The sequence below is a fragment of the Amycolatopsis echigonensis genome (assembly GCF_002846615.1).
Taxonomy (GTDB): domain Bacteria; phylum Actinomycetota; class Actinomycetes; order Mycobacteriales; family Pseudonocardiaceae; genus Amycolatopsis; species Amycolatopsis echigonensis.
This window is the reverse complement of sequence record NZ_PJMY01000003.1, coordinates 5,499,132-5,521,617: the sequence shown is the minus strand read 5'-3', so window position 1 is coordinate 5,521,617 and position 22,486 is coordinate 5,499,132. Positions and strand designations below refer to the sequence as shown.

General features: G+C 68.7%; 20 protein-coding genes and 1 pseudogene. 4 read left to right on the top strand and 17 right to left on the bottom strand.

The genetic code is table 11. The features are described 5' to 3' along the window. Positions 1 to 37 precede the first annotated feature (37 nt). Positions 38 to 1,045: a sensor histidine kinase gene (locus tag ATK30_RS31280; RefSeq protein ID WP_158242521.1), complete on the top strand. Its 1,008-nt coding sequence runs from the start codon at positions 38 to 40 to the stop codon at positions 1,043 to 1,045. After that, positions 1,039 to 1,647 (top strand): response regulator transcription factor, encoded by a 609-nt coding sequence (locus tag ATK30_RS31275; RefSeq protein WP_101438524.1) that lies wholly within the window; start codon positions 1,039 to 1,041, stop codon positions 1,645 to 1,647. Before ATK30_RS31280 ends, ATK30_RS31275 begins: the two co-directional genes overlap by 7 nt. 486 nt (positions 1,648 to 2,133) lie before the next feature. On the opposite strand, the gene ATK30_RS47150 is transcribed toward ATK30_RS31275, so the two are convergent. Both ATK30_RS47150 and ATK30_RS45735 read right to left on the bottom strand, forming a co-directional pair. After that, a complete protein-coding gene (locus ATK30_RS47150) occupies positions 2,134 to 3,891 on the bottom strand; it encodes a tyrosine-type recombinase/integrase (protein WP_341867372.1) in 1,758 nt (585 codons plus the stop codon). A gap of 197 nt (positions 3,892 to 4,088) precedes the next feature. After that, positions 4,089 to 4,382: pseudogene (locus tag ATK30_RS45735) on the bottom strand (NlpC/P60 family protein); the annotation flags it as partial. A 52-nt stretch (positions 4,383 to 4,434) separates the two neighbouring features. Here ATK30_RS45735 and ATK30_RS45410 point away from each other — a divergent pair. Then, entirely contained in the window at positions 4,435 to 4,761 is a 327-nt protein-coding gene (locus ATK30_RS45410) for a hypothetical protein (protein WP_158714542.1), read from the top strand. Positions 4,762 to 5,059: 298 nt separating this feature from the next. Here the strand turns inward: ATK30_RS45410 and ATK30_RS31260 are convergent, their stop codons facing one another. From ATK30_RS31260 to ATK30_RS31200, 13 genes are all read right to left on the bottom strand, one after another. Continuing rightward, the gene (locus ATK30_RS31260) at positions 5,060 to 5,674 is read right to left on the bottom strand and encodes a TetR/AcrR family transcriptional regulator (protein ID WP_240690815.1); all 615 of its coding nucleotides are present in this window, start codon (positions 5,672 to 5,674) and stop codon (positions 5,060 to 5,062) included. Positions 5,675 to 5,691: 17 nt separating this feature from the next. Beyond that, complete coding sequence (locus tag ATK30_RS31255) at positions 5,692 to 6,195, bottom strand: LLM class flavin-dependent oxidoreductase (RefSeq protein ID WP_158242519.1); 504 nt, start codon at positions 6,193 to 6,195, stop codon at positions 5,692 to 5,694. Beyond that, a complete protein-coding gene (locus ATK30_RS31250) occupies positions 6,192 to 6,674 on the bottom strand; it encodes a (2Fe-2S)-binding protein (protein ID WP_020661359.1) in 483 nt (160 codons plus the stop codon). The genes ATK30_RS31255 and ATK30_RS31250 overlap by 4 nt, the downstream gene beginning before the upstream one ends. Next, positions 6,671 to 7,489: an FAD binding domain-containing protein gene (locus ATK30_RS31245; protein WP_020661360.1), complete on the bottom strand. Its 819-nt coding sequence runs from the start codon at positions 7,487 to 7,489 to the stop codon at positions 6,671 to 6,673. The genes ATK30_RS31250 and ATK30_RS31245 overlap by 4 nt, the downstream gene beginning before the upstream one ends. A 10-nt stretch (positions 7,490 to 7,499) precedes the next feature. Beyond that, positions 7,500 to 8,225 (bottom strand): enoyl-CoA hydratase, encoded by a 726-nt coding sequence (locus tag ATK30_RS31240; protein WP_020661361.1) that lies wholly within the window; start codon positions 8,223 to 8,225, stop codon positions 7,500 to 7,502. Further along, a complete protein-coding gene (locus ATK30_RS31235) occupies positions 8,222 to 10,555 on the bottom strand; it encodes a xanthine dehydrogenase family protein molybdopterin-binding subunit (protein ID WP_101438521.1) in 2,334 nt (777 codons plus the stop codon). The genes ATK30_RS31240 and ATK30_RS31235 overlap by 4 nt, the downstream gene beginning before the upstream one ends. After that, complete coding sequence (locus ATK30_RS31230) at positions 10,552 to 11,316, bottom strand: SDR family NAD(P)-dependent oxidoreductase (RefSeq protein WP_037817657.1); 765 nt, start codon at positions 11,314 to 11,316, stop codon at positions 10,552 to 10,554. The genes ATK30_RS31235 and ATK30_RS31230 overlap by 4 nt, the downstream gene beginning before the upstream one ends. 2 nt (positions 11,317 to 11,318) lie before the next feature. Beyond that, entirely contained in the window at positions 11,319 to 12,113 is a 795-nt protein-coding gene (locus tag ATK30_RS31225; RefSeq protein ID WP_020661364.1) for an MBL fold metallo-hydrolase, read from the bottom strand. Further along, positions 12,110 to 13,222 (bottom strand): zinc-binding dehydrogenase, encoded by a 1,113-nt coding sequence (locus ATK30_RS31220; RefSeq protein ID WP_037817659.1) that lies wholly within the window; start codon positions 13,220 to 13,222, stop codon positions 12,110 to 12,112. The genes ATK30_RS31225 and ATK30_RS31220 overlap by 4 nt, the downstream gene beginning before the upstream one ends. Beyond that, entirely contained in the window at positions 13,219 to 14,619 is a 1,401-nt protein-coding gene (locus tag ATK30_RS31215) for an aldehyde dehydrogenase family protein (RefSeq protein WP_101438520.1), read from the bottom strand. The genes ATK30_RS31220 and ATK30_RS31215 overlap by 4 nt, the downstream gene beginning before the upstream one ends. Beyond that, positions 14,616 to 15,326, bottom strand: coding sequence for an SRPBCC family protein (locus ATK30_RS31210; RefSeq protein WP_101438519.1), 711 nt, complete (start codon positions 15,324 to 15,326; stop codon positions 14,616 to 14,618). The genes ATK30_RS31215 and ATK30_RS31210 overlap by 4 nt, the downstream gene beginning before the upstream one ends. 75 nt (positions 15,327 to 15,401) lie before the next feature. After that, the gene (locus ATK30_RS31205; protein ID WP_101438518.1) at positions 15,402 to 16,946 is read right to left on the bottom strand and encodes a class I adenylate-forming enzyme family protein; all 1,545 of its coding nucleotides are present in this window, start codon (positions 16,944 to 16,946) and stop codon (positions 15,402 to 15,404) included. 111 nt (positions 16,947 to 17,057) lie between these two features. After that, complete coding sequence (locus ATK30_RS31200; RefSeq protein ID WP_037817664.1) at positions 17,058 to 17,669, bottom strand: TetR/AcrR family transcriptional regulator; 612 nt, start codon at positions 17,667 to 17,669, stop codon at positions 17,058 to 17,060. Between the two features lie 686 nt (positions 17,670 to 18,355). Between ATK30_RS31200 and ATK30_RS31190 the strand changes: the two genes are divergently transcribed. Then, positions 18,356 to 19,720 (top strand): MFS transporter, encoded by a 1,365-nt coding sequence (locus ATK30_RS31190; RefSeq protein WP_101438517.1) that lies wholly within the window; start codon positions 18,356 to 18,358, stop codon positions 19,718 to 19,720. Between the two features lie 71 nt (positions 19,721 to 19,791). Here the strand turns inward: ATK30_RS31190 and ATK30_RS31185 are convergent, their stop codons facing one another. Together ATK30_RS31185 and ATK30_RS31180 are read right to left on the bottom strand one after the other, a co-directional pair. After that, positions 19,792 to 21,402 carry a PucR family transcriptional regulator gene (locus ATK30_RS31185; protein ID WP_101438516.1) on the bottom strand — a complete coding sequence of 537 codons (1,611 nt, stop codon included), beginning with the start codon at positions 21,400 to 21,402 and terminating at the stop codon, positions 19,792 to 19,794. Beyond that, positions 21,399 to 22,475, bottom strand: coding sequence for a DUF917 domain-containing protein (locus ATK30_RS31180; RefSeq protein WP_101438515.1), 1,077 nt, complete (start codon positions 22,473 to 22,475; stop codon positions 21,399 to 21,401). The genes ATK30_RS31185 and ATK30_RS31180 overlap by 4 nt, the downstream gene beginning before the upstream one ends. Positions 22,476 to 22,486: the final 11 nt, after the last annotated feature.

Sequence of the window (22,486 nt, the reverse complement as noted above, 5' to 3'; positions counted from 1 at the left end):
GATCGGGGCGAGCTATCTCCCGTTCCTCGCGGTCTGCATGGTCGGCCTCGCCTTCCGAATCCGGTCGACCGCCTCCGCCAGGGCCGTCATCACGCTCGGCCTTGTCCAGCTTGTCCTGGTCTCCGCCAGGGCGCTGGGCGTTCCAGGAAACTGGGCGCCCTCGCTCATCGTCGCGGGCTGGCTGTGCCTCGTCGTCGTCAGCGAGCCACGCCTCGCATGGTCGGTCTACGGCCTGCTCCTGGCCGTCGGCATCGGCGGCTCCGTGGCGCCGATGCCGTTCAGCACCGGCGAGAAGATATATCACGGGATCAATTTCCTCGTGCAATTCATTGCGATAGGAATCAGTATTCGTGCCTTGACCACTATGGCCGTGCTGACGATCGAGCTGAGAAAGGCGCATTCGGAGATCGGCCGCCTGAGCGTGACACAGGAACGCGCCCGGATGTCACAGGAACTGCACGACCGGCTGGGCCACAGCCTGGTCGTGATCATGCTGCGCAGCGAACTCGCCGGACGGCTGGCCGGCACCGACGCGGCGCAGTCGCGGTCCGAGATCACCGCGGTGAACCACATCGCGAAAGACTCGCTGGACGACATGCGCAGCATCGTGCACGGCGGACTGAACACCACTTTCGACCGGGAACTCGACGGCGCGGTCGAGCTTCTCGAAGCGGCCGGCGTCCACTGTGAACTCCGCGTCGCCGCGTCCCCGGACGGGATCGCGGCCGAGGCGCTGGGGTGGATCGTCCGGGAAGGAACCACCAACATCCTCAAACATGCTTCAGCCTCCGAATGCACCATCACACTGGTGGAAGAAGACCACGAGTACGTTTTCCGGCTCGAGAACGACGGCGCGGGCCCAGGCGGGGAAACGGCCGGTCCGATACCGCGCAGCATCACCGATCGGGCGGACCGGCTCGGCGGCTCGGTCAAGGCCGAGCATGCGAGCGGAAAGTTCACCCTCGACGTACGATTGCCCACCTTGCCGTTCAGTTCGGGCAACACCCAAGAATCCTTGTCGCGACAGGAGGCAACCGCGTGGTGATCCGGGTAATGCTGGCCGAGGACCAGCGAGTCCTCCGCGAGGCCTTGGTCGCGTTGCTCCAGCTGGAGCGCGACATCAAGGTGGTCGGGGTGGCCGAACGGGGAGAGGAGGCGGCCCAGCTCGCCGACAGCCTGAAGCCGGACGTGCTGATCCTCGACATCGGGCTGCCCGACATCAGCGGCCTCACCGTGGCCGCCCGGGTCCGGGCCCAACTCCCGGCGGTCCGGATCCTGATGCTGACCTCGCTCGACAAGCCCGGCGTCGTCCGGGAGGCGCTCACCCTCGGCGTGAACGGTTTCCTGCCCAAGGGCGTCGCCGCCGCCGATCTAGTCGAAGCCGTCCGCGACGTCCACGCGGGCAAGCGGGTCGTTTCGCCCGACCTGGTCTCCTCCGCGCTGGCAGCCGGCGAAAACCCCCTCACGCCTCGCGAGCGCAGCATTCTCCAACTGGCCGCGACCGGTACTCCTCCCCGGGAGATCGCCACGCAACTGCACCTGGCCGAAGGAACGGTGCGGAACTACATCACGCGGATCATCGCGAAACTCCGTGCGCGCAACTCGACGGACGCCATCCAGATCGCCAAGCATTACGGCTGGCTCTGACCGGATACGGTTCAGCGGCGGCAGCCGCACGACAGGGCTGAGACCGGCGGGGCGCGAGTCGAAACCAGCCCGTCTTCCACCCGTTCGCGCCGATGCGCGGCGCGCGAGGAAATCGTCCTGCTGAGCGTTAACAAGGCTCTGGGCTTGTTCACCCGGGCCGCCGACCGGCATCTCGTCGGACCTGCTCGGGCTACTTCGACGAACCAGACACAAACACATCCTTCCCCAGGCCAAGGATCAGAGTGTCCGGCCCACCGGGGGAACCCCACGGCCGACCGGAACGAACCCTGACAGGTGCGGTTCGTTTCCGCACCGGCAAACCCAGTGGTCCTCCGCCAATGCCTCAATCCAGTCGATATCCGCAGGCAACAGTGCACAAATGAAAGGCAGGCGGTTCATGCGACCAGTGGTCGCTTCGTCGTTGACATGCATTGACATCTCCATTGGCGCTCGTTCGTTTACGAGACAGCACGGCACACTGCTTCGTCAGCCGGCAGCTAGAAGCGCATCTGCCGCCGACTCCTCGGCCTTGCCGGAATCGGCGGCAACCGTCGCCACGCGGCCCGATCGCCGCCATCGGCGAAGGACACGACGACCATAGTTGTGCGTCCCCGCCACCCGATCCAACTCCGCCTCACTCGGCGAACGCCCCACAGCAACCTGCTCCGAATAGTGAACCCACATCCGTTCCTCCGCCGTCAACACACCCTCCCCGCCGAGACCCTCCGCGACTGCGCCCCGGCCCGCTGGCATGGTCCCGGTCCCGCGACGACCCGCAACCGTCTCGGTCTCGCCTCGTTCACACACGGTCTCGGAGCAGGTCTCGAAATTCCGCTGCTTCAACGCACGGTTCAACAACTCCACCGCGAACAACAAAGCCACCGGCGGACACGCCGCGACCACCACCTGGAGAGGACTCGCGACCGGAGCCGACCCCACATTCGCCAGCAACGACAGTCCAATCCCGAACACGAACGCCGACCACGCCACCCACCGACCGCGTTCCCGACCGACCTTCCTCTTCTTCCACAGCTCGACCGTGGCGATCGTCAACAACCCGTCGACCAGCAACGGCCAGATCGACGCTGTCGACATATCCGCACCGAACCTCAGCGCAAACTCCCGGCCATGCCGATACGACGCATACGCCGCACCCACCGCCACCAAGCCCGTACACGCGCACTGCACCCACAGAGCAAGGTTCGGAGCAACCCCACTCCCGGTCTCCCCCATCACCGCACCGCCCCGACAACGCGCGCCAACGACCGGAAGTACAACCGCCCGGAGACCACCGGGCCGGCCGACACAACCCAGCACCTGCGAGCCCGAGGGGAGCCCGAGAGCGCAGAAACACGACGACAAACCGCGACACCGCCCGACACCAGCGACACACCCACACTGAGGAAAACGGCCCTGTCCGACATCACTCGGCACCACCCGGTACGTCACTCTTAACCAGCGGGTTCGGGGTTCGAGTCCCTGATGGCGCACCCTCACACCCCAGGTGGTCGGAAACGATGACCTGGGGTTTTGTGTTATGCGGACGTTGTTCTTCCGGTTCTCGACTGTCCATTGTGGTCTCCTGCGAGCCCGAGGGAGCCCGAGAACGCTAGCCGGCCGCAACGCGGCCTGCCGGGGGATGGCCCCGGCGAGCCGGCGGGCGCCGTCGGCGGCGAGTTCCTGGGCGACGTTGGTGTAGAGGTCCATCGTGACCTTGATCGACGAGTGCCGGAGGATGTGCTGGATCACCTTCATCTCCACCCCCGCCGCGAGCATCAACGTCGCCGCGCCGTGGCGGAGTCCGTGGAGAGTGATCGGGGGCAGGCCGGCCATCACGATCAGGCGGGCGAACTCGTCCGCGACGTCCGCCGGATGCAACGGGCTCCCGTCGGGGCAGGTGAAGAGCAAGTCGTGCTCCCGCCAATCGCTGCCGAGTCGGGTCTTCGCCTCGTCCTGACGGGCCAGGTGCGCGGCAAGGACGAGCACGGTGTCCGGGTCGAGCGGCACAATCCCCTCCGACGACGGGGTCTTGGGCTTGGACTGGCCGGTCTCCCACCCGTACTGCACGATCTGGTTCGCCACCTCCAGACAGCCCGCGTCCAGGAACGTGTCCGAGCGGCGCTGCCCGCACGCCTCGCCCCGCCGCAACGCCGCAACGCCGCATACGCGATCAGATGGAACAACGGGTAGAGCGGGTGGTCGACCGCGAAGTCGAGGAACCGCCCGGTCTGCTCCCCCGCCCACACCATCACCGGGAACGGCACCTCCCCGGTGCGCCGCCACTTCGCCACCCGCTCCGGCGTCCACAGCCGCGGCTTCGGCCGCTCCGCCCGCGGCAACTCCACCAGCACCGCCACGTTCACCAGCAACAACCCTTCCCGCACCCGCCGCTTGAGCAAGGCTCGCAGGGTTTCCCGGATCCGGTGCAACGACAAGAAGACGAGGTAGCCCGGATGCAGCGCCTCGATGCCCGCGGCCCGGGGCAGGCGATCGCCCAGGGCGAACTGGGCTCCGCGCTGGTGCGGCAGCGTGATGCCGACGCGGGCGCGGGTGTAGCGGGCGAGTCCGCCGCAGTCGAAGCCGATCTTGTTGTAGTCGCCGTGCCGGTCGGGCACTCTTCCGTCGCGGATTCCCTGGCTCGGACCGGCGGCGGTGCCGCCTCCCCAGGCGTAGGACACCGATCTGGGACATGGCCGCGTCGATGACCTGCCTGGCTCGTCCGCTCGCCGGTCCATGGGCGGCGGGGCGGAGTTGCAGCGCGTCGTAGCCGCGGGTGTCGGCGAGGACGTGATCGACGTAGACCCGGCTGGCGTTGTACGAGTAGATCGCGTCGCGCACGTCGGCGTCCTTGCCGAGGTCTCGGGGGCCGCGGCCGCACAGGTGGACGACGGCGAGGGCAGCGTCGAAGGCGTTCTGCGGGTTGCGGATTCCGTCATCGTTGCCGTCCTGCGCCACGGTCTGCCAACTGGTGGAGAGGAACTGGAACAGTCCTTCGGCGCAGGCGAAGGTGCCGTCGGGGTTGCGGATCGGGGTGTGGTTGCCGCCGGTGCCGGCGCCGTCCAGTTGGGGCCGAGGATCGGCGGGTTGATGTCGCCGTTCGGTGCGATGGCGTAGCCGGCGGCGTGGCGGGATTCTTCCCCGGCGATGCCGGCGAGAATGCTCCAGCGCATGCCTCGGCAGCCGGGGCGAACCCGGGCGACCCGGTGTGCGGCGCGCGGGTGGGCGGTGAGCATGACGGACGGGGTTCCGGGGCTTCTCCGGGTGCGTCGGTGGTTCGGTCGGAGGCGTCGTCGGCGATTGCGATCAGGACGCCGGCGGCCAGGACAACAGCGAGAAGCGGTCCGGCCAGATGGGAACAGCGGGGTCCAGAGCATGTCGACCCCGCATAGTCAGACCAGAAATAGCCGAGTGCTCAACTGTCCCTTGGGACTGCTGAGACAGGAGCCCTGGCCGGATTAGTTCTTATCGACTCTGCGCCAGCGATGCTCAACGCGTAACGGCTGTATTGTTCCGCGACATCGTCGGCGGACAGGTTTCCGTCGTCCCGGAACCACCGAGCGATGCTCACGCACATCTCCCGGATCGCGAATGAGGCAAGTGCCGGCGAATCGACATGGAAAGCTCCGGCAGCAGCTCCACCTGCGATGATCGCGCGGAAGGCGTGCTCGTGCTGCCGGCGCCTGCTCTGCAGGCGGCTGCGATGCGGCTCGTCGAGAGAATCTGTGTCGCGGTTGACCACCAGGGCTTGGCGGCGGTGTGTCGCGTGGCGGTAGGCGTAGACCCGGGTGGCCCCGCGCAGCCGAGTTTCCCAGTCTCCGTTCGCGGTCGCACGGTGGAACTCCTCGAGCACGGTCGCCGTGGTCTCGTCCACGATTGCGCGCAGCAGGTCCTGTTTGGACCGCATGTGGTTGTAAAGGCTGGGTGTGCGGATGCCCAGAGTGTCGGCGATCTGGCTCAGAGCGGTGCCGTGGAAGCCGCGCTCCGCGAAAAGGGTCAGGGCGACGTCGAGGACGATTCGCTCGCTCACGCCAGCTCGGAGTTCGCTCACCGCGTCACTCCGGCGAGCCAGGCGGACGCATCGCCCACGGATTGGAGGCATCTCGTCAAGGGAGTCATGGCTTCGTCGCGTTCCGGATGATTCCGGGAAGCGAACTCGGCGGCCAGCCGGGCGGGTCCTCGGCCGCTGCCCGCCACGAGCACAGGGAGCTTCGGCACGCGTGCGAGAACCTCTTCGAGGATCCTTTCTGCTGCCGCTGCTCCGCTGTAGGGGCCGTCGTCGGCAAGCAGCGGGCCAACGCCGAGGATGAAGCGGCCATCGCTGAGGTAGTCAAGGGTTTCGGCTGCCTCCGCCACGGCCGGCGCGTCCTTGGAAGTGGTCAAGCAGCAGATGCGGACCCGCCGGGTCACCACGGCCGCCGCCGCGCACGAGACGAAGTCCTCTTCGAAGTACAGCGTGTCGCAGCCGGCTTCATCGAGAACTTGGCAGGTGCGCCCAAGCCCGGCTGCCGGCGCGCCGCGGAGCCGCAGGACGACCCCGCGGCGCGTCACGACGGCTCCGGTTCGGCGGCCAGTTCGCTCGCCGCCGCCTCGACAGCGTCGATGATGCCGACGTAGCCGGTGCACCGGCAGATGTTGCCCGACAGCTCTTCTCGGATGCGGGCCCGGCACGGCCGTTCTTCGCGGTTGAGCAAGTCGAGCGCGGACATCAGCATGCCCGGAGTACAGAAGCCGCACTGCAACCCATGGTGCGTCGAAAACGCCTCCTGAAGAGGGTGTAGGCAGCCGTCTTGCCCGGCCATCCCCTCGACCGTCGTCACCGAGGTGCCTTCCGCTTGGACCGCGAACATGAGGCACGCGCGGACCGGGTCGCCGTCGACCAGAACGGTGCACGCGCCGCAGACCCCGTGCTCACAACCGACGTGCGTGCCGGTCAGTCCGAGGTCTTCGCGCAGCGCGTCAGCGAGCGTTCGCCTCGGCTCGACGTCGATCTGCTGACGATCCCCGTTGACAGCGAGTTCGATCTTCATGCTGCGACACGCTCCTTTTCCTGCCCGAGGGCACGGAGGACGAATTCCTCAGTCATCGCACGCCGGTACTCGGCCGAGGCGTGGATGTCGGAGCTCGGCGAGGCGGCTGCGGCGGCTGCGGCAGCCACCTCGTGCGGTGGAGCGCCGGCGTCGAGCAACTGCTCAGCCTCCTCGGCGCGCAGCGGGACGCCGCCGACGCCGCCGATCGCGATCCGCCAGTGTCCGCCGACCTCGGCGGCGGCGACGGTGACCAGACCGAAGTCGCCGTGCCGGCGGGAGAACTCCGCGAATCCCCAGCGCTGCGGCAACGGCATGTCGACCGCAGTGACCACCTCGTCGTCGGCGAGCGTGGTTTCCAACGGACCGGTGCAGAAGTCTGCCGCGGAGCTTGTGCGAGTACCGTGCAGGCTAGCGATGTGAACGGTCGCGCCGAGCGCAGCGGCGACCACTGGCAGTTCCGCGGCCGGGTCGGCGTGGGAGATGCTGCCGCCGCAGGTGCCCCGGGAACGGATCGCCGTGTGCCCGATCCACCGCGCGGCCTCGGCAAGCATCGGGTGTGCCGTTTGCTCCACGAGGCGGGCGTGGCGGACGAGCGCCCCGATCCGGAGGGCGCCGTCAACCGGCACGATCGTGGACAGCCCGGGGATCCGGTTGATGTCGACCAGGACCTTGGGCCGCGCCATGCGCAGCGCGAGTACCGGCACCAGGCTCTGTCCGCCGGCGATGATCTTCCCGTCGCCGGCTGCGTCGGCCAGGGCCTGCACGGCTTCCCGGACGCTCGTGGCGCGGAGGTAGTCGAACGGAGCTGGTTTCATGGCGGACCTTTCAGCGCCCGCGGAACCGCGGGGCGCGTTTCTCGTCGCGGGCACGCTGGCTCTCGGCGAAATCTTCACTGCTCCAACAGGAATCGAAAAGCTGGTCGAGGCGGGGATCCCACCGCCGAGGCTCGAACAGCGACTCCAGCGCGGTCTTGGCGTACCGCAACGACAACGGCGCGAACTCCGCGATCTCCCGGGCCCACGCGGTCGCCTCGGCGTCCGTCCCTAGCCGGTCCGCCAGACCGCAGCCGAGTGCGCGTGCCGCGTCCAGCCGCTCGCAGCCGAGCAGCACTGCGCGCGCTGCTCCGCCGCCCGCCAGCAACGCCAGCCGCCGGACGGTCCACGGGTCCACCGCGAGCCCATTGCGGGCTGTCGGCACCGCGAAGACCGCGGTGTCGGCCGCCACGCGCAGGTCGCAGGCGATCGCGAGCTGTGTCCCGGCCCCGATCGCGGGACCGTTGACCGCCGCGATCACTGGTACCGGCGCGGCGGTGATGGCGTGCAGAGTCGCGTAGAGCGCGGTGCGGAACCCTTCGCCGTAGACACCGCCGAAGTCGGCACCGGCACAGAAGCTCGTGCCGGCACCGGTCACGACGATCGCGCGGGAGGTGTCCGCGAACTTCTCCACCGCCGCTCGCAGCGACTGCAGATGTTCGATGTCGAGAGCGTTGCGCTTCTCGTGGCGGTCGAGCACGATCCGCCCTACGCCGCCCTGTTCCTCGGTGGTGATCATCGCAGTGCCTCCCACACGGCAGCCGGGGACAGCGGCAGGTGGGTGACCCGGACGCCGAGAGCATCGGCAACGGCCCCGGCCAGCACCGCGTTCGGGCCGAGGGTGCCGCCCTCGCCGACTCCGCGTACCCCCAACGGGTTGTCCGCCGGATTCGACAGGTGGTCGATGACAAGGTCCGGGACCTCGGCGCTCGTGGGCATGAGGTAGTCCATCAGCGTTCCGGTGGACAGGTTCCCTGACTCGTCGTAGATCAGGTGCTCGTACAGCGCGCCGCCGATGCCCTGGGCGATCGACCCGGCGATCTGCCCCTCGACGATCTGCGGGTTGATCACCGTGCCCGCGTCCTCGACGCACACCCACTTGAGGATCCGGATTTCCCCGGTCGCCCGGTCGACTTCGACGACCGCGGCCTGCGCGCCCGCCGCGAACGCGCCCCGGATCGGGTCGTAGAACTCCGTCGCCTCCAGGCCTGGCTCGATGCCCTCGGGCAGTCGATTCGACTCGAGGTAGGCGACCCGGGCGACTTCGGCCAGCGTCCCGAGCGGCTTCGGCTCGCCCACGACCCTGACCTCGCCCGCCTTGATCTCGACATCGGCCGGGCCTACCTCGAACAACTCGCTCGCCAGCCGGATGATCTTCTCCCGCACCGACGTTCCGGCACGGTGGGCGGCCCCGCCCCCGATGACGGCCTGCCGCGAGGAAAACGCGCCGAACCCCCACAAGGATTCGTTCGTGTCGCCGATGCGCACCTCGACGTCCTCAAAGCGGACACCGACCGCATCTGCGACGATCTGCGCGACTGTCGTCTCCAAGCCCTGCCCCTGCGACGTGACTCCGGAAAGGACAGTGACGCGGCCATCGGGGTCGACCCGGACCGTGCAGGCGTCGTGTCCGGTGCGGAACGGCATCCGCGGCCCCGCGGCAGCAGCCCGGCCGAGGCCGGTCAGCTCGTTGTAGCAGGCCATGCCGAGCCCGATCGGATTCTTCCCTTCCTCTCGCCGCCGACCTTGCTCCACGAGGAAGTCGTCGTAGCCGATGGTGGCGATCGCCTTCTCGAGGCACTCGCCGTACCACCCGGAGTCGTCGACGAGCCGGGACGGCATCCGGTACGGGATCTCCGCCGGGGTGATCAGATTTCTTGTGCGGATGTCCAAAGAGGACATCCGCAGGGCGGCTGCGGCTTCGTCGAGCAGGGTTTCCATCGCGAAGACGCTCGCGGGGCGGGCGACGCCGCGATATGGCCCGGATGGCGACGTGTTGGTCGCGACGCCGCGGACGGTGCACCGGTAATTCCGCAGCCGGTACGGCCCAGACAGGAGCCCGCCGGCCATCAGCGGCTCGATGCCGGCTGTCCACGGGTAGACCGAATAGGCGCCCACGTTGCACGTGACGTCGGCGTCCAGCGCCACCAGCTCGCCGTCGGCGGTGAACCCCGCTCGCACCCGATACCGGTGGTCTCGGGCGTGCGTCGCGGCCAGGAGGTGCTCGGCACGGTCTTCGACCCACTTCACCGGGATGCCGGGCATCTGCTGTGCGACCAGGCAGACAGCGACGTCTTCGGGATAGAGCACCGCCTTGACGCCGAAACCGCCGCCGACATCGGGAGCGATGACCCGGATGGTGCCCTCGGGCAGGCCCAGCAGCTCGGCGAGCATGTTCCGCGCGATGTGCGGCACCTGGGTGCCGGACCAGAACGTCAGGCGCTCGCCGTCCCAGACCGCCGCCCCGGCTCGGCACTCCATCGGGTTTCCCGCGTGCCGGTTGGTCACCAACTCGCGCTCGATGACCAGATGGGCCTGCGCCAAGGCATCCGGCACCTCGCCGGTGTCGAAAGTGCGCTCCAGCAGGACGTTGTCCGGCGCGTCTGCGTGCACCGGCTCCTTCGGCGCCACCCATGCGGTGACCGTGGCGGGCAACGGCTCGTAGTCCACGTCGATCAGCTCGAGCGCGTCCTCGGCCTGATACCGGTCGTCTGCTACCACTACGGCCACCGGCTCACCGGCGAACCGCACCTTGTCCCGGGCCAGGATCGGCTGCTCGGTCTCCACATAGGACGGCAACGCGGACCTCGCACGGAGCCCGATCGCCGCGAACGCCGGGTGGTCGCCGCTGAACACCGCGCGCGCGGCGACGCCTAGTGCGGAGGTGTCGACGGACTTGATCCGGGCGTGGCCGTAGGGGCTGCGCAGGAACGCGAGGTGTCGCATCCTCGGCAGCTGCAGGTCGGAGACGTACCGGCCGCGGCCGGTCAGCAGCCGCGTGTCCTCTTTGCGGCGGAAGGCTCGTCCGACCGCGCGCCCGTCGTCGGGCTCGTCGTCGTGCGCGGTCATGGCATCGTGTACCCGCCGTTGACCGACACGATCTGCCCGGTGGTCCAGGACGACAGCGGCGAGGCCAACAGCAGGATGGTCGGGGTGATGTCGGCGGGCGTGCCCAGGCGGCGCAGCGGGTACGCGGAGAGGATCTTCTTCATCTTGGCCTCGTCCGCGTTGCCGGTGTGGGCGTCGAGGCTCTGGGTCTGCACGAGCGCGATCGAGACGGCGTTCGCACGGATCTTGTGCCGCGCCAGTTCTTTGGCCAGCGATTTGGTCAACCCGACGGTTGTCGAGCGGGTGGTCGCCGTGACGAGCAGCCGCGATTCGCCCACGCGGCCGGAGTCGCCCATCAGGCTGACGATCGACCCGCCGCCGTTCTCCGCCATCTGCCGAGCCACCGCCTGGGTGACGCGCAGCGTGCCCGCCACCGTCACCCCGATCTGCGGTGCCCAGTCCTCTTCGGTCGTCTCGAGGAACGGCTTGCTCTGGGTCGCGGCCGCGTTGTTGACCAGCACGTCGATCGACCCCATCTGGTCGGCGACCTCGGCCACCGCGCGCGTCACGGATTCGCCGTCCTGCAGGTTCGCGCCCACGGCGATCGACTTGACGCCCAGAGCAGCCGCCTCCTTCGCGCCTTGTTCCGCGCCGTCGGAGGAGGAGTTGTAGTGGAAGGCGACATTGGCGCCTTCCGCTGCGAACGCGAGCCCGATCGCACGGCCCAGGCCCTGCCCGGCACCGGTTACGAGGACGTTCTTGCCGCGGAGCTGAAGATCCATGGTCATTCCTTCTCGAGTGGGGTGAACCGGCGCTCGCCGTCCACGGTGATCAGGCGGCCGGGCGGGAAGTGCGCGGCGGCGACGAAATCGGGCTGGTCCGTGACGACCGCGACGAGGTCCGCGCGCACCTTCCGCGCGGCCACCGGGTCAAGGTCGAAGACGGCTTCCCATGCGGGATCCGTGAGTTCGACCGGGGAGTGCGCGACATCGCCGAGCAGCATCGCCCGTTCCCCTTCGCTCGACACCACGTAGACCGCAGTCCCCGGGGTGTGGCCGGGCAGGTGGCGGACGTCGAACCCCGGAGCGAGGGTGGTGTCGTGCTCGAACGTCTCCAGCCGCTCGGTGAGCGGGGAAAGCTTGCGCACCGCGCCTGGATCGGCGTCGGGACTCTCGACGAAGTGCGCCCAGTCGGCGCGGTGGACGCGGTAGGTCGCGTCCGGGAACACGACCTCGCCCTTCTTCGTGGCCCACCCCACGTGGTCGAAGTGCAGGTGGGTGAAGACGACGTCGGTGACGTCCCAGGGATCCACCCCAAGCGCACGCAGGCTCTCCAGAAACCGCCCGCCGTGGTACTTGTCGTTGTCGATCGTCCCGACACCCGCATCCACCAGGATGACCCGTTCCCCGGTCCGCACCAGGAAGCCGCCGAGCTCGAGCCGCAGGCGGCCGGACTCGTCGAGGAGATGCTCGTGACAGGACCACGCGTCCGACCGCCCCGGGTAGGTCAGCACCTCGCGGGCAGGCTCCTGGCCGTAGCCGTCGTAGACGGGTTCGACGCTCAGCGCCCCGACCTTCATCGGGCACCGTCCGGCACGACCAACGTGCGGATGCCGCGTCCGGCGGCCATTTCCGCCAGCGCAGCCTCCACATCGGACAGTTTGCCGTGCCCGGTCACCATCGCCGCCAAGTCGAGCCGGCCGTCCCGGATGTGGTCGAAGTAGCGCGGCAGGTCTCGGTTCGCGTCCAGCGAGCCGGCGACACAGCCCACCAGGGTTCGGGCGAAGTGGAACAGCTCCAAGGCACTGAAGCTGACCTGGTCGTCCTTTCCGCCGATGCCGACCACGCACGCGGTCCCGCCGCGCCGGGTCATTCCCCACGCGTCGCGGATCGTCCGCGAGGAACCCACGCAGTCGAAAGCGAAGTCGACGCCTTGCTTGTCGGTGAGCCCCCGGACGGTCTTCTTGGTGTCGTCGTCGGCTGGCACGAAGTGGTGCGCGCCGAGCGCGATCGCCAGACTCGCCTTGTCCTGATTGCGATCCACCGCGATGACATTCGCAGCGCCGGCGAGTCGGGCGCCCTGCACCGCGGCCAGTCCGACGCCGCCGAGGCCGACGACGAGCACCGACGAGCCGGTAGTGACGGCGGCGGTCTTCGTGACCGCGCCCACGCCAGTCGTGATGGCGCAGCCCAGCAAAGCGGCGTCTTCAGTGCTGATGTCGTCGGGCACCTTGACCGCGGCCGCGGACGGGACGACGGTCTGGTCGGCGAACGAGCCGACCGTCAGTCCGGGGTAGACCGGCTCACCCGACGAGTCCAGCGCGTAGGGCTCGGCACCCCGCGCGGACCCGTTGACGCACAAGTGCGGTTCGTTGCGCGCGCAGCTGACGCAGTGCCCGCACGGCGTGATCCACAGCAGGATGACGCGGTCGCCTTCCCGCAGGTCTGTGACGGCGGAACCGGTCTCCACGACGGTGCCGCAGGCTTCGTGCCCGAGCACCGCGGGCAACTGCTGGGCGAGCACGCCGCGGGCCAGCGACAGGTCGGAGTGGCAAACGCCAGTGGCGTCGATACGTACCCGGATGTCACCCGCCCCAACGTCCTTCAGCCGGATGCGTTCGACCTCCATCGGCTTGTCCGGCGACCGCAGCACGAGCGCGTTCACTTCGACCTGGTATCCGTCCGTCACAGCTGCACCGCCTTGATCTCGAGGACGTCTTCGATGCCGAAGTCGCCGATCTCCCGGCCGATGCCGGACTGCTTGTAGCCGCCGAAGGGGGCGCGCGGGTTGAACGGCGCCGCGTTGACGTCGATCTGGCCGGTGCGGATCCGGGCCGCCCAGTCCAGCGCCTGGTCGACGTCGCCGATCCACAGCGCGCCGCCGAGGCCGTAGATCGAGTCGTTGGCCAGCTCGATCGCGTGGTCGTCGGAGTCGGCCGGCAGGATCGACAGGACCGGGCCGAAGATCTCTTCCCTGGCGAGCCGTGAGGCGGGGTCGACCTCGCTGAAGACGGCTGGGGCGACGAAGTGTCCCTTGTCCGGAACCGGAAGGCTCCCCGTGACGAGCTTGCCGCCCTGCGGGTCGAGGAAGCTCTCGACCTCCTTGCGCTGCCCCGCCGAGATCAGCGGGCCGAGCCGGTCGCCGGGCATGTACTTGGCCGCCGCCGCGGCGGCGAGCTGCTCCACCTGCGCCAAGCGGGACGCCGGGACGATGAGTCGGGACAACGCCGTGCAGGTCTGGCCGCCGTTGAGGAAGCAGTTGGCCACGGTCACCTTGACCGCCTTCGCCAGCAGCTCGTCGGACACGTCCGAGAGCACTACGCTCGCGGACTTGCCGCCGAGTTCCAGGGTTACGCCCTTGACGGTCTCGGCCGCGGCCGCGGCGACCTGCCGCCCCACCGGCGTGGAGCCGGTGAAGGAGACGTGGTCGACGCCCGGGTGGCGAGACAGCAGGTCACCCACCACCCGACCGCCTCCGGTGACCAGGTTCAGCACCCCGGGCGGGAACTTGGCGGCCTCGAAAGCGCGTGCCAGCTCGAACGCGGTCAGCGGGGTGAGGGCGGCGGGCTTGAGCACCACTGTGCAGCCGGCCGCGATCGCCGGAACGACCTTCACGATCACCTGGTGCAGCGGGAGATTCCACGGCGTCACCGCCGCGACGACGCCGACCGGCTCGCGCAGGATCACCGAGTTGTCGCGCTGGGCGCGGAAGGGGAATTCCGCGAGGGCGTCCGCCGTGCGGGCGATGACGGCGAGCGGCACGTCCACGTGCAGCTTCCGTGCCAGCGGCAGCGGTGAGCCTTGTTCGCGGTTGATGAGGCCGGCGAAGGCGTCGGCCCGGTCCGCGAGGACGTCCTTCAGGCGGCGTAGCGCCGCCACCCGGTCTTCGACCGGCGTGGCCGCCCACTTCGGGAAGGCCGCGCGGGCGGCGCTCACCGCCTGGTCGACGTCGAACTCGGTCCCCTGGGTCACTACACCGGTGATTTCCTCGGTGGCCGGGTTCTCGACTTCGCTGTCGTCGCCGTGGCCGGCGACCCAGTCGCCGCCGATGTAGAGCGCGGGTTCGCGGATCAGCTCGTCCGTCACAGGACCGCCTCCTCGGGGTAGGTCCGGCCGGTTGCGACCGGAAACGACAGGTTGATCACTACGGGCGGGGACGCCGACGGGGCACCGGAGCGGCCGCGGTTGCGCAACACCAGGATCCCGGCCAGGAGCGCGATCAGTCCGCCGACGACGGGCAGCGCGCGCTTGGCGATCAGGCCGCCCATGCTCGAGAAGACATCGAGCGCTTCGACCTCGTCGGCGGGAGCGGCGGCGCGGGCCGCGGCAGGCGCCTCGGTCGACGCGGAGCCCGGGGCGAACTCGGCTTCCAGCCGTCGCACGAACTGGCCGATCAGCTTGTTCGTGACGTCCGAGATGACTCCCCGGCCGAACTGGGCGACCCGCCCGGACAAGTCGAGCTCGGTGCGGACGTCGACCTTGGTTCCCGACCCCTGTTCGGCCAGGCTCATGGTCACCGTCGCCGCGGCGTTGCCTTGCCCGCCCGCGTCTTTGCCTTCGGCACGGACCACCGCTCGGTGCGCTTTGTCGTCCTTCTCGGCGAACCGGGCGGTTCCCCGGTACTGCGCCGACACGGGGCCGACCTTGATCTTGACCCCGCCGCGGTACACGCCGTCCTCCACGCCCTGCAGCGAGGCGCCCGGCAGGCACGGTGCGACGCGTTCCAGATCGGTCAGCACCCGCCAGGCTTCATCGACCGGCAGATTGACCGTGAAGGTGTTGGAGAGCTCCACCTGAACCACCTTACTAATTAACGTTAGTTTGCATGCTACGGGCAGCCGGATGCCAGGTCAATGACGCGAGGCCCCTCAGCCGGCCGGCGTCGGCAACTGCTTCTGCAGAAGGAACCGCATGATCTTGCCCGAGCCTGTGCGCGGGATCGACTCGATCTCGAAGACGCCTGCCGGGACCTTGAACTTCGACAGTTCGCGGGCGCATCGGCCCAAGAGCGCGTCGACGTCCAGCTTTCCCGGTTCTTCCGGGACGACGAACGCCACCGGCACCTCGCCGAGATCGGGGTGCTCACGCGCCACCACGGCGGCATCGCGGACCTCGTCCGCTTTGAGCAGCACGGCTTCGACCTCGGCCGGGTAGATATTCTCCCCGCCCCGGATGATGAGCTCCTTGGTCCGGCCGCTGATGGTCAGGAAGCCGTTGGCATCGCGCCTGCCCAAGTCTCCGGTCCGGTACCAGCCGTCCTGGAGCACTTCGGCGGTGGCCTCGTCGAGGTTGTGATAGCCGCGCATCACATTCGGTCCGCTGACCCACAGCTCGCCTTCTTCGCCTACGCCGACATCGCGACCGCTCACCGGGTCCACCAGGCGCACCCCGATCCCCGGCATCGGCAGCCCGCACGAGCCGAGCACACGCCCGCCGTCGGGGGTGTTCATGGTGACCATCGTCGAGGTCTCGGTGATGCCGTAGCCCTCCAGCAGCTTGACTCCGAACACCTCCTCGAATTCGGCGTTCAGGGCAGCGGGCAGGATCGCCCCGGCGGACAGGCACAGCCGCAGTCCTTCGGCATCGACCGTGCGTTCCCGGGCGGAGTGCACGAGGTACTGGAACATGGTCGGCACCCCGGGCAGGATGGTGAAGTCCTCCGTGGCCAGCAAATCGAGCACCCGGCCGGGCGAGAATTTGGGCAGGATGCGTTCGGTCGCGCCCGTCGCGAACACTCCCAGCACGCACAGGACCAGCGCGTAGGAATGGAACAGCGGCAAGGGACACAGCACCCGGTCCTGTTCGGACATTCCGGCGATCGGGGCCCAGCACGCGGCCACCACCCACAGGCAGCCGCGCTGCGTGAGCACAACACCCTTGGGCCGACCGGTGGTCCCGGAGGTGTAAAGCATCCACGCGGCGTCGTCCAGTCCCAGGTCGTCGCGCGGCGGGCCGGCAGGCTCGGTGGTGGCCAGTTCCTCGTACGACCGCGCGTCCTCGACCCGGCCCGGCCGGACCACGAGAACCATCGCGCCCCGGAGGCGGCCGAGCTCGCGGGCGTGCGCGAGGTGGGCCCGGTCGGTGATGATGACCGAGGCGCCGGAGTCGACGAGCATGTGCTCGATCTCCGCGGGAGCGGCATCGGCGTTCACACAGACGCCGACCAGCGAAGCCCGGGTCGTCATGAGGTAGGCCTCGGCGATATCCGCACTGTTGTCCAGGTAGATCAGCACGCGATCACCCCGGGCAATGCCCGCGCTGACCAGGTGACCGGCCACCCGGCGGGTGCGGTCGGCGAGGTCCTGGTAGCTGACTGAACGACGGTCGTCGCTGAAAACGATCTTGTCGCCCCACCGCGCAGCCTGCTCGACGAGCAGCTGCGGCACGGGACGGATCAGCTCGACTCTGAGCATGAGCACTCCTGACGGGACAAGTTACTAACTAATGCTCGTTAGTTTTGAGAGGGTAGCGCTGCCCTTCTCACTGCACAAGGGGTCGGCCGGGAGAGTCGGACCGAGGGCCGGTCAGCTCAGGCCGGCGACGCGGAGCGCATAGCGGCTGTAGGTTTCGGCGACGGCTTCGGCCGACTGCGGGCCGTCCTCCCGGAACCACCGGGCGATGCTCACGCACATTTCGAGGATGCCGAATGCGGCCAAGGTGGGCTCCGGTTCTGTGAACCGGCCTTCGCGGACGCCCTCCTCGATGAGGTCGCGGATGGCACCGGCATGGCGGCGGCGCAGCTCGAGCACCTCCGAGCGCACTGGTTCTTCCAAGCTGTCGACGTCGCGGTTGACGATGATCGCCTCACGGCGGTGGGTGGCGTGCCGCAACGCATAGACACGCGCTGCCCGACGCAGCCGTTCCACCACGTCGCCGACGCTGTGCACCGCCTGCTCGTAATCCGCCCACACCTGCTCGGTGGTGTCGGCGATGATGTCCCGCAGCAGGTCCTGCTTCGACTTCATGTGGTTGTAGAGGCTCGGCGTGCGGATGCCCAAGACGTCCGCGATCTGGCTCAGTGCGGTGCCGTGGTACCCCCGCTCGGCGAACAACGTCAGCGCGGCCTCCCGAACCGCACCCGGGCTCACGGTCGCCTTGGTCTCGCTTCGCCCCGCCGACGTCTTGGAACTCACCATCTCATGATGACAGGGCCGCCGCCCGCACCCGTCCTCCGGGCACCCCCCGCAGGCACCCCGTGGTCATCGGCATGTCCCGGATCCGCCTGTGAGCGACGTGCAGCCACAGGTATAGGTCAGCGATCGCGTCGATCGGGTCGACCGCGCTGGTGGCCCCGGTGCCGCACGTCGCTACCACTCACCAGGCGACGGGAACCGGTGCGGACCGCCGGGTGGTGGCGCCGATCTACCGGGCCGAGATGGTGTACCGGATCCGGCAACTGAGCAGTACCCGCGGCTGCTGGAAATCGCGGTGGTGGCGCGCAACCCGGTTAGAGAGGTCGTCTCCTACGTGCAGGACAACACGTCCGAGCCGCTGACGGTGACCGATATGGCGTAACGGGTTTCGCTCAGCCCGTCGGCGTTTTCGCACCTCTTCTGTGAGGTGACGGGGAAATCGCCGTACCAGTTCGCGAAGGAGATGCGGCTCAACCGCGTCCGTGACCTGTTGATCGGAGGAACGCTGAGTGTCACGCAGGCTCACGATTCGGGGGCGACCCCGCGCGTATTCCGATCTTCGCCCCGCCGGGATTGGACGCATCGCCCAAGCCGGGCTGCTCGAGCAGTGCGCACAGCACATCGTCGGCTGAATGACCGGGTGCCTACAGTTCGCACACTTCTCAAGCCGTCCGCCCGGAGGTCGTCCGATGAGCAGCGAAGAAGCGGGCCGAACCCGCGCCCCGTCGACAGAGGCGTTGGGCAGGTCAGCCGCGACCGTCTCAGTCGGGTCCATGTTCCACCGGATGCCGCTGTCGCGGGTCCACGTCAAGATCGGAATCGCGCTCTACGCCGCTCTCGCCATCGAGTCGTGGGAGATGCTGAGCCTGACCTACATCGCCCCCGGGGTGGAGGCCGGACTGCGCGTCACCGCAGCGCAGTTGGGCCTTGTCATCTCCGCGCTCTTCTTCGGCATGATCCCCGGCGCTCTCGCCTGGGGGCCGATTTCCGACCGGATCGGCAGGCGCGCGACCTGCACGTGGAGTCTCGCCGGTTACGGCGTAGTCACCCTGGTCGGCAGCTTCTCCCCCAATTACGAAATGCTTCTCGTGACGCGGGCCGTGGCGGGTTTCCTTTTCGCCGGCATCTTGACCATCACGTTCCCCTACTTCGAAGAGCTGCTGCCGGTACGGCATCGCGGCCGGCTCGCCGTGTACCTGGCAGCGGGGTGGCCGCTCGGCATGCTGCTCGCTGTCGGCGTCACCGCGCTGCTCGGTGCGCACGAATGGCGCGGTGTCATCATCGCGAGCGCGGTCGCCAGCCTGTGGGTGCTCGTCATTCGACGTTGGGTGCCGGAGTCGCCGTACTGGCTCGTCCAGCGCGGCCGGCAGGACGAGGCGCTGCGAACGCTGCGGCGGCTCGGCGCCGCGGACGCGGAGAACCTCAGCGCGCAGTCCTTGTCCGTGCCCGAGGTGCGGGCGGGTTCGTTCGCGGCGCTGTTCCGGGGACGGCTCGGCCGGATCACTGTTTTGCAGCTGGTCGTGAATTTCCTGTTCTCCTGGGGATACTGGGGCCTGCAGACGTGGCTGCCGACCCTGCTCGAACAGCGCGGTCTGTCCGCATCCTCGAGCCTGGGGTTCGCCGCGATCAGCGCGGTGTTCATGATTCCCGGGTACGTCAGCGCTTCCTGGCTCACCGGCAGGTACGGCCGCAAGAAGATCTTCGTCGGCTACGTCCTCGCTGCCGCGGCCGGCGGATTCTATTTCGCGAACGCCAGTACGCTTGCCGAGTTGTACATCGGGAGCTTCGTGTTGTCGTTCTTCAGCCTTGGCGCATGGGGGGTTTGGGACACCTGGGTCGGCGAGATCTATCCGTCGCCGGTACGGGGTTTGGGCTACAGCGTCGGCTTCTGCGGCCAGCGCGTCGCGAACACGATCGCGCCCAGCGTGGTCGGGATTCTCCTGGCACACGCGAGCGGCTTCTCCTCGACTGTTCTTTTCATCGACCTTTTCCTCGTCGCGACAGCAGTTTTCGCCGTGGTGATACCCGAAACGGAAGGGCGGGAGCTCGCGTAGCGGTCGCACGCGATACAGCACTGTGAGCCTGTCACCGCACTGCCTCCCGGCGAGTGCGGTGACCGGCTTTCTCAGCCGCGCAGCTTCGCCAGTCGGCACGCGAGCTGGACCGCGAGCCGCTCGTCGGGGTCGTCGAGGTCCGCGGACAGCACGCTTTTTGCCCGGGAGATCCGGTTCACGACGGTGTTGCGATGGACTCCGAGGATTTCGGCCGTCACGGTCGGAGAGGACTCGTTGTCCAGGAACACTTCGAGGGTGCTGAGCAGCTCCTCTTGCCGGTCGATCTCGAGCACCGGGCGCAGCAGGCTGCGCGCGAGGTCGCGGGACTCCTCGGAGCTGTACCAGCCGACCAAGATCCGTTGCAGGCCGACCTCGTCGATGTGCTGCACGCCGCTGCGGGATCCGGCCCCCTGGGCGATGGTCATCGCCTCGTGGGCTTCGGCGAGGCTGCGTTTCAGTCCCTGCAGGCCGAGGTACGGCCGGCCGATCCCGGCATAAACCCTGAGGTGGTCCCGTTTTTCCAGAAAACGTCGTACTGCCTGGCGGACCGCCGCGGTGTCGTGCGCGAAACTCGCGGCCGGTGGCTCCACAAGCCGTACGGTCCAGGTCGTCCAGCCGTCTGAGCGTTCGACGAGGGGACCGTCGAAGCCGGCCTCCGCCAAGAGCGCCCGCACCGGATCGGTGAGCGCCAGGATCTGCATCGAGTCGACGGGCCCGGCGATCCGCAGATGCACGGCGGTGGCCCAGCCGTCGGTGATCCACCCTAGCGTGGCGACCTGCTGTACCAGCGCTGCGGACGGGCGGCCGGCGGTGGCGATGATGGCGTTGAGCACGCCGAGACGAGCGCGGGCGTCGCGTTCCTGTTCGAGCCGGTCAGAAATCAGCCGATTGGCGACGTAACTGCTGCCGATCTTCAGCAACGACCGGGCCGCGCTGGTGCGCACCTCGCCCGGCGCCTCCAGCTCGGCGACGATCCAGAAGCTCGGCCGTTCGCCGCTGGCCAGCGTCACCGGCTGGGTGACGCGGTGGGTTGTGCCGACCACAGTGGACAGTTGGACGTTGACCTGGTCTTTGCGGAGCAAGGGCGGCGTCAGAGGATCCCCGGCGAGCAGCTCGCCCTCCGCGGCGATGAGCGACACCTGCGCGCCGAGAGCCTGCCGCACGACGTCCAGGACGCCCGCGACCCCGCTGCTGGGGGACAGATGGGCCAGCTTGTCGACCGCGTCGACGATCACCCTGGCCAGCACGCGTTGCGGCGCTTCGACCAGCTCCCTCAGCGCGTCGGCCAGCTCGAGTACAGTGTCGTCGGTCTCGACCAGCGCGACCCCGCTGCGGTCGGCCAGACGGCAGCTGGCGATGCCCGGCGGCTGTTCCGGAGAAACGACAACGAGCATGATCGCGCCTGCCTCGCCCATCCAGCGCAGGGTGACGTCCACCAGGTACGTGTCGAGAGCGAGTTCACGACCGTCCAGCAGGACGATGGCGCCGGCAAAGCCGCCTTCGCGCGAACGTCCGGCAGGAGCGATCAGCACGCGGGTCGCACGCCGGTCGAGGGCGGACTCGCCACCGAGGAGAGTGGCCGCGGCCAGCCGGCCCCACCTGAGCACCTCGCCGAGACAGACGCCCGGTCCGTCCGGATCGCGCTGCGATGCGACGGTGCCGCTTCCGGCATCCCCATTCATCGAATCGTCCCGTTCAGCGGAGCGAAATCGACGTAGTAACCGAAGGCGGCAGGCCCGACCACGTCGAGGAACCCTTCGCGGTTCCACTGTTCGGCACAAGGCAAGCCCAGCACCGTGACCCGCTCGCCGTAGCTCAGCGACTCCGTGGTGACCGGTTCCGCCGTGTCGTGGTCGAGCATGCAGATGAGATCGGGCGGCGTCACGACGGGGAGCCCGTCCTCGATCGCGAGCAGAAGCTCGTTCTGCATCTCGATCCGCATCGTGCAGGTCGGATCGACGAACCCCTCGATCGTCACCGTGCCGCGGGCGAAGCCGGTCGTCGTCCGCCGGTCCAGGTCGATGATCTTCCCCTCGAAGACCTTCCGGCCTCCGGTGAACTCGAGGAACTCCTGCCACGCGCCGTTCTCCCGGCGCTGGATCGCGCGCAGCAACCGGCCGATCGTGCTGCAGTACTCCAGCGAGTCGGGGATCGCGGTCGCCTTCGCCTGGGCGACGGTCATCGGGTACGAGGCCAAGGCGTTCGCCAGCCCGAGCATCATCGCCGAGCCGCGGACCAGTCGTTCGCCCACCTGGTTCGTGATCGCCTCGAAGGTGATCTTGTTGCCCTTCTCGTCCGCGAGGCTCATCGGGGACGCGCTGATGCCGCCGAGGGTGAACGTGGTCATCTCGACCTGCGGGAAAGTGCGTCGCATCCCGTCCGCGTCCACGCAAGGAACGCCCAGTTCGACGGCCACCGCCAGCGGGATCAGCGTGTTCATCCCGCCTGCCTCGACCGGCATGATGCCGTCGACCTTGCGGCCGAGGTACGACGAGAGAGCGCGCACCGCGGCGATGAACTCCCGGCCGGCGGGGATTTTCTCGACGATGGCCGTGGACGCGCCCACTACCCCGACCGTGACCAGCTGCGCGTCGTCCGGGAACTCGTCGAGTTTGGCGACGGTGACCGGCCCGTAGTCGTCGATGGCCTGCTCCGCGATGAGCCTCGCGAGGGCCGGGTCTCCCCCGCCGCCGTTGCCCAGCAACGTGGCGCCGAGCGTCAACTCGGCCAACTCCGGTTTGCCGAGCTGCCTCATGGCACGTCCTT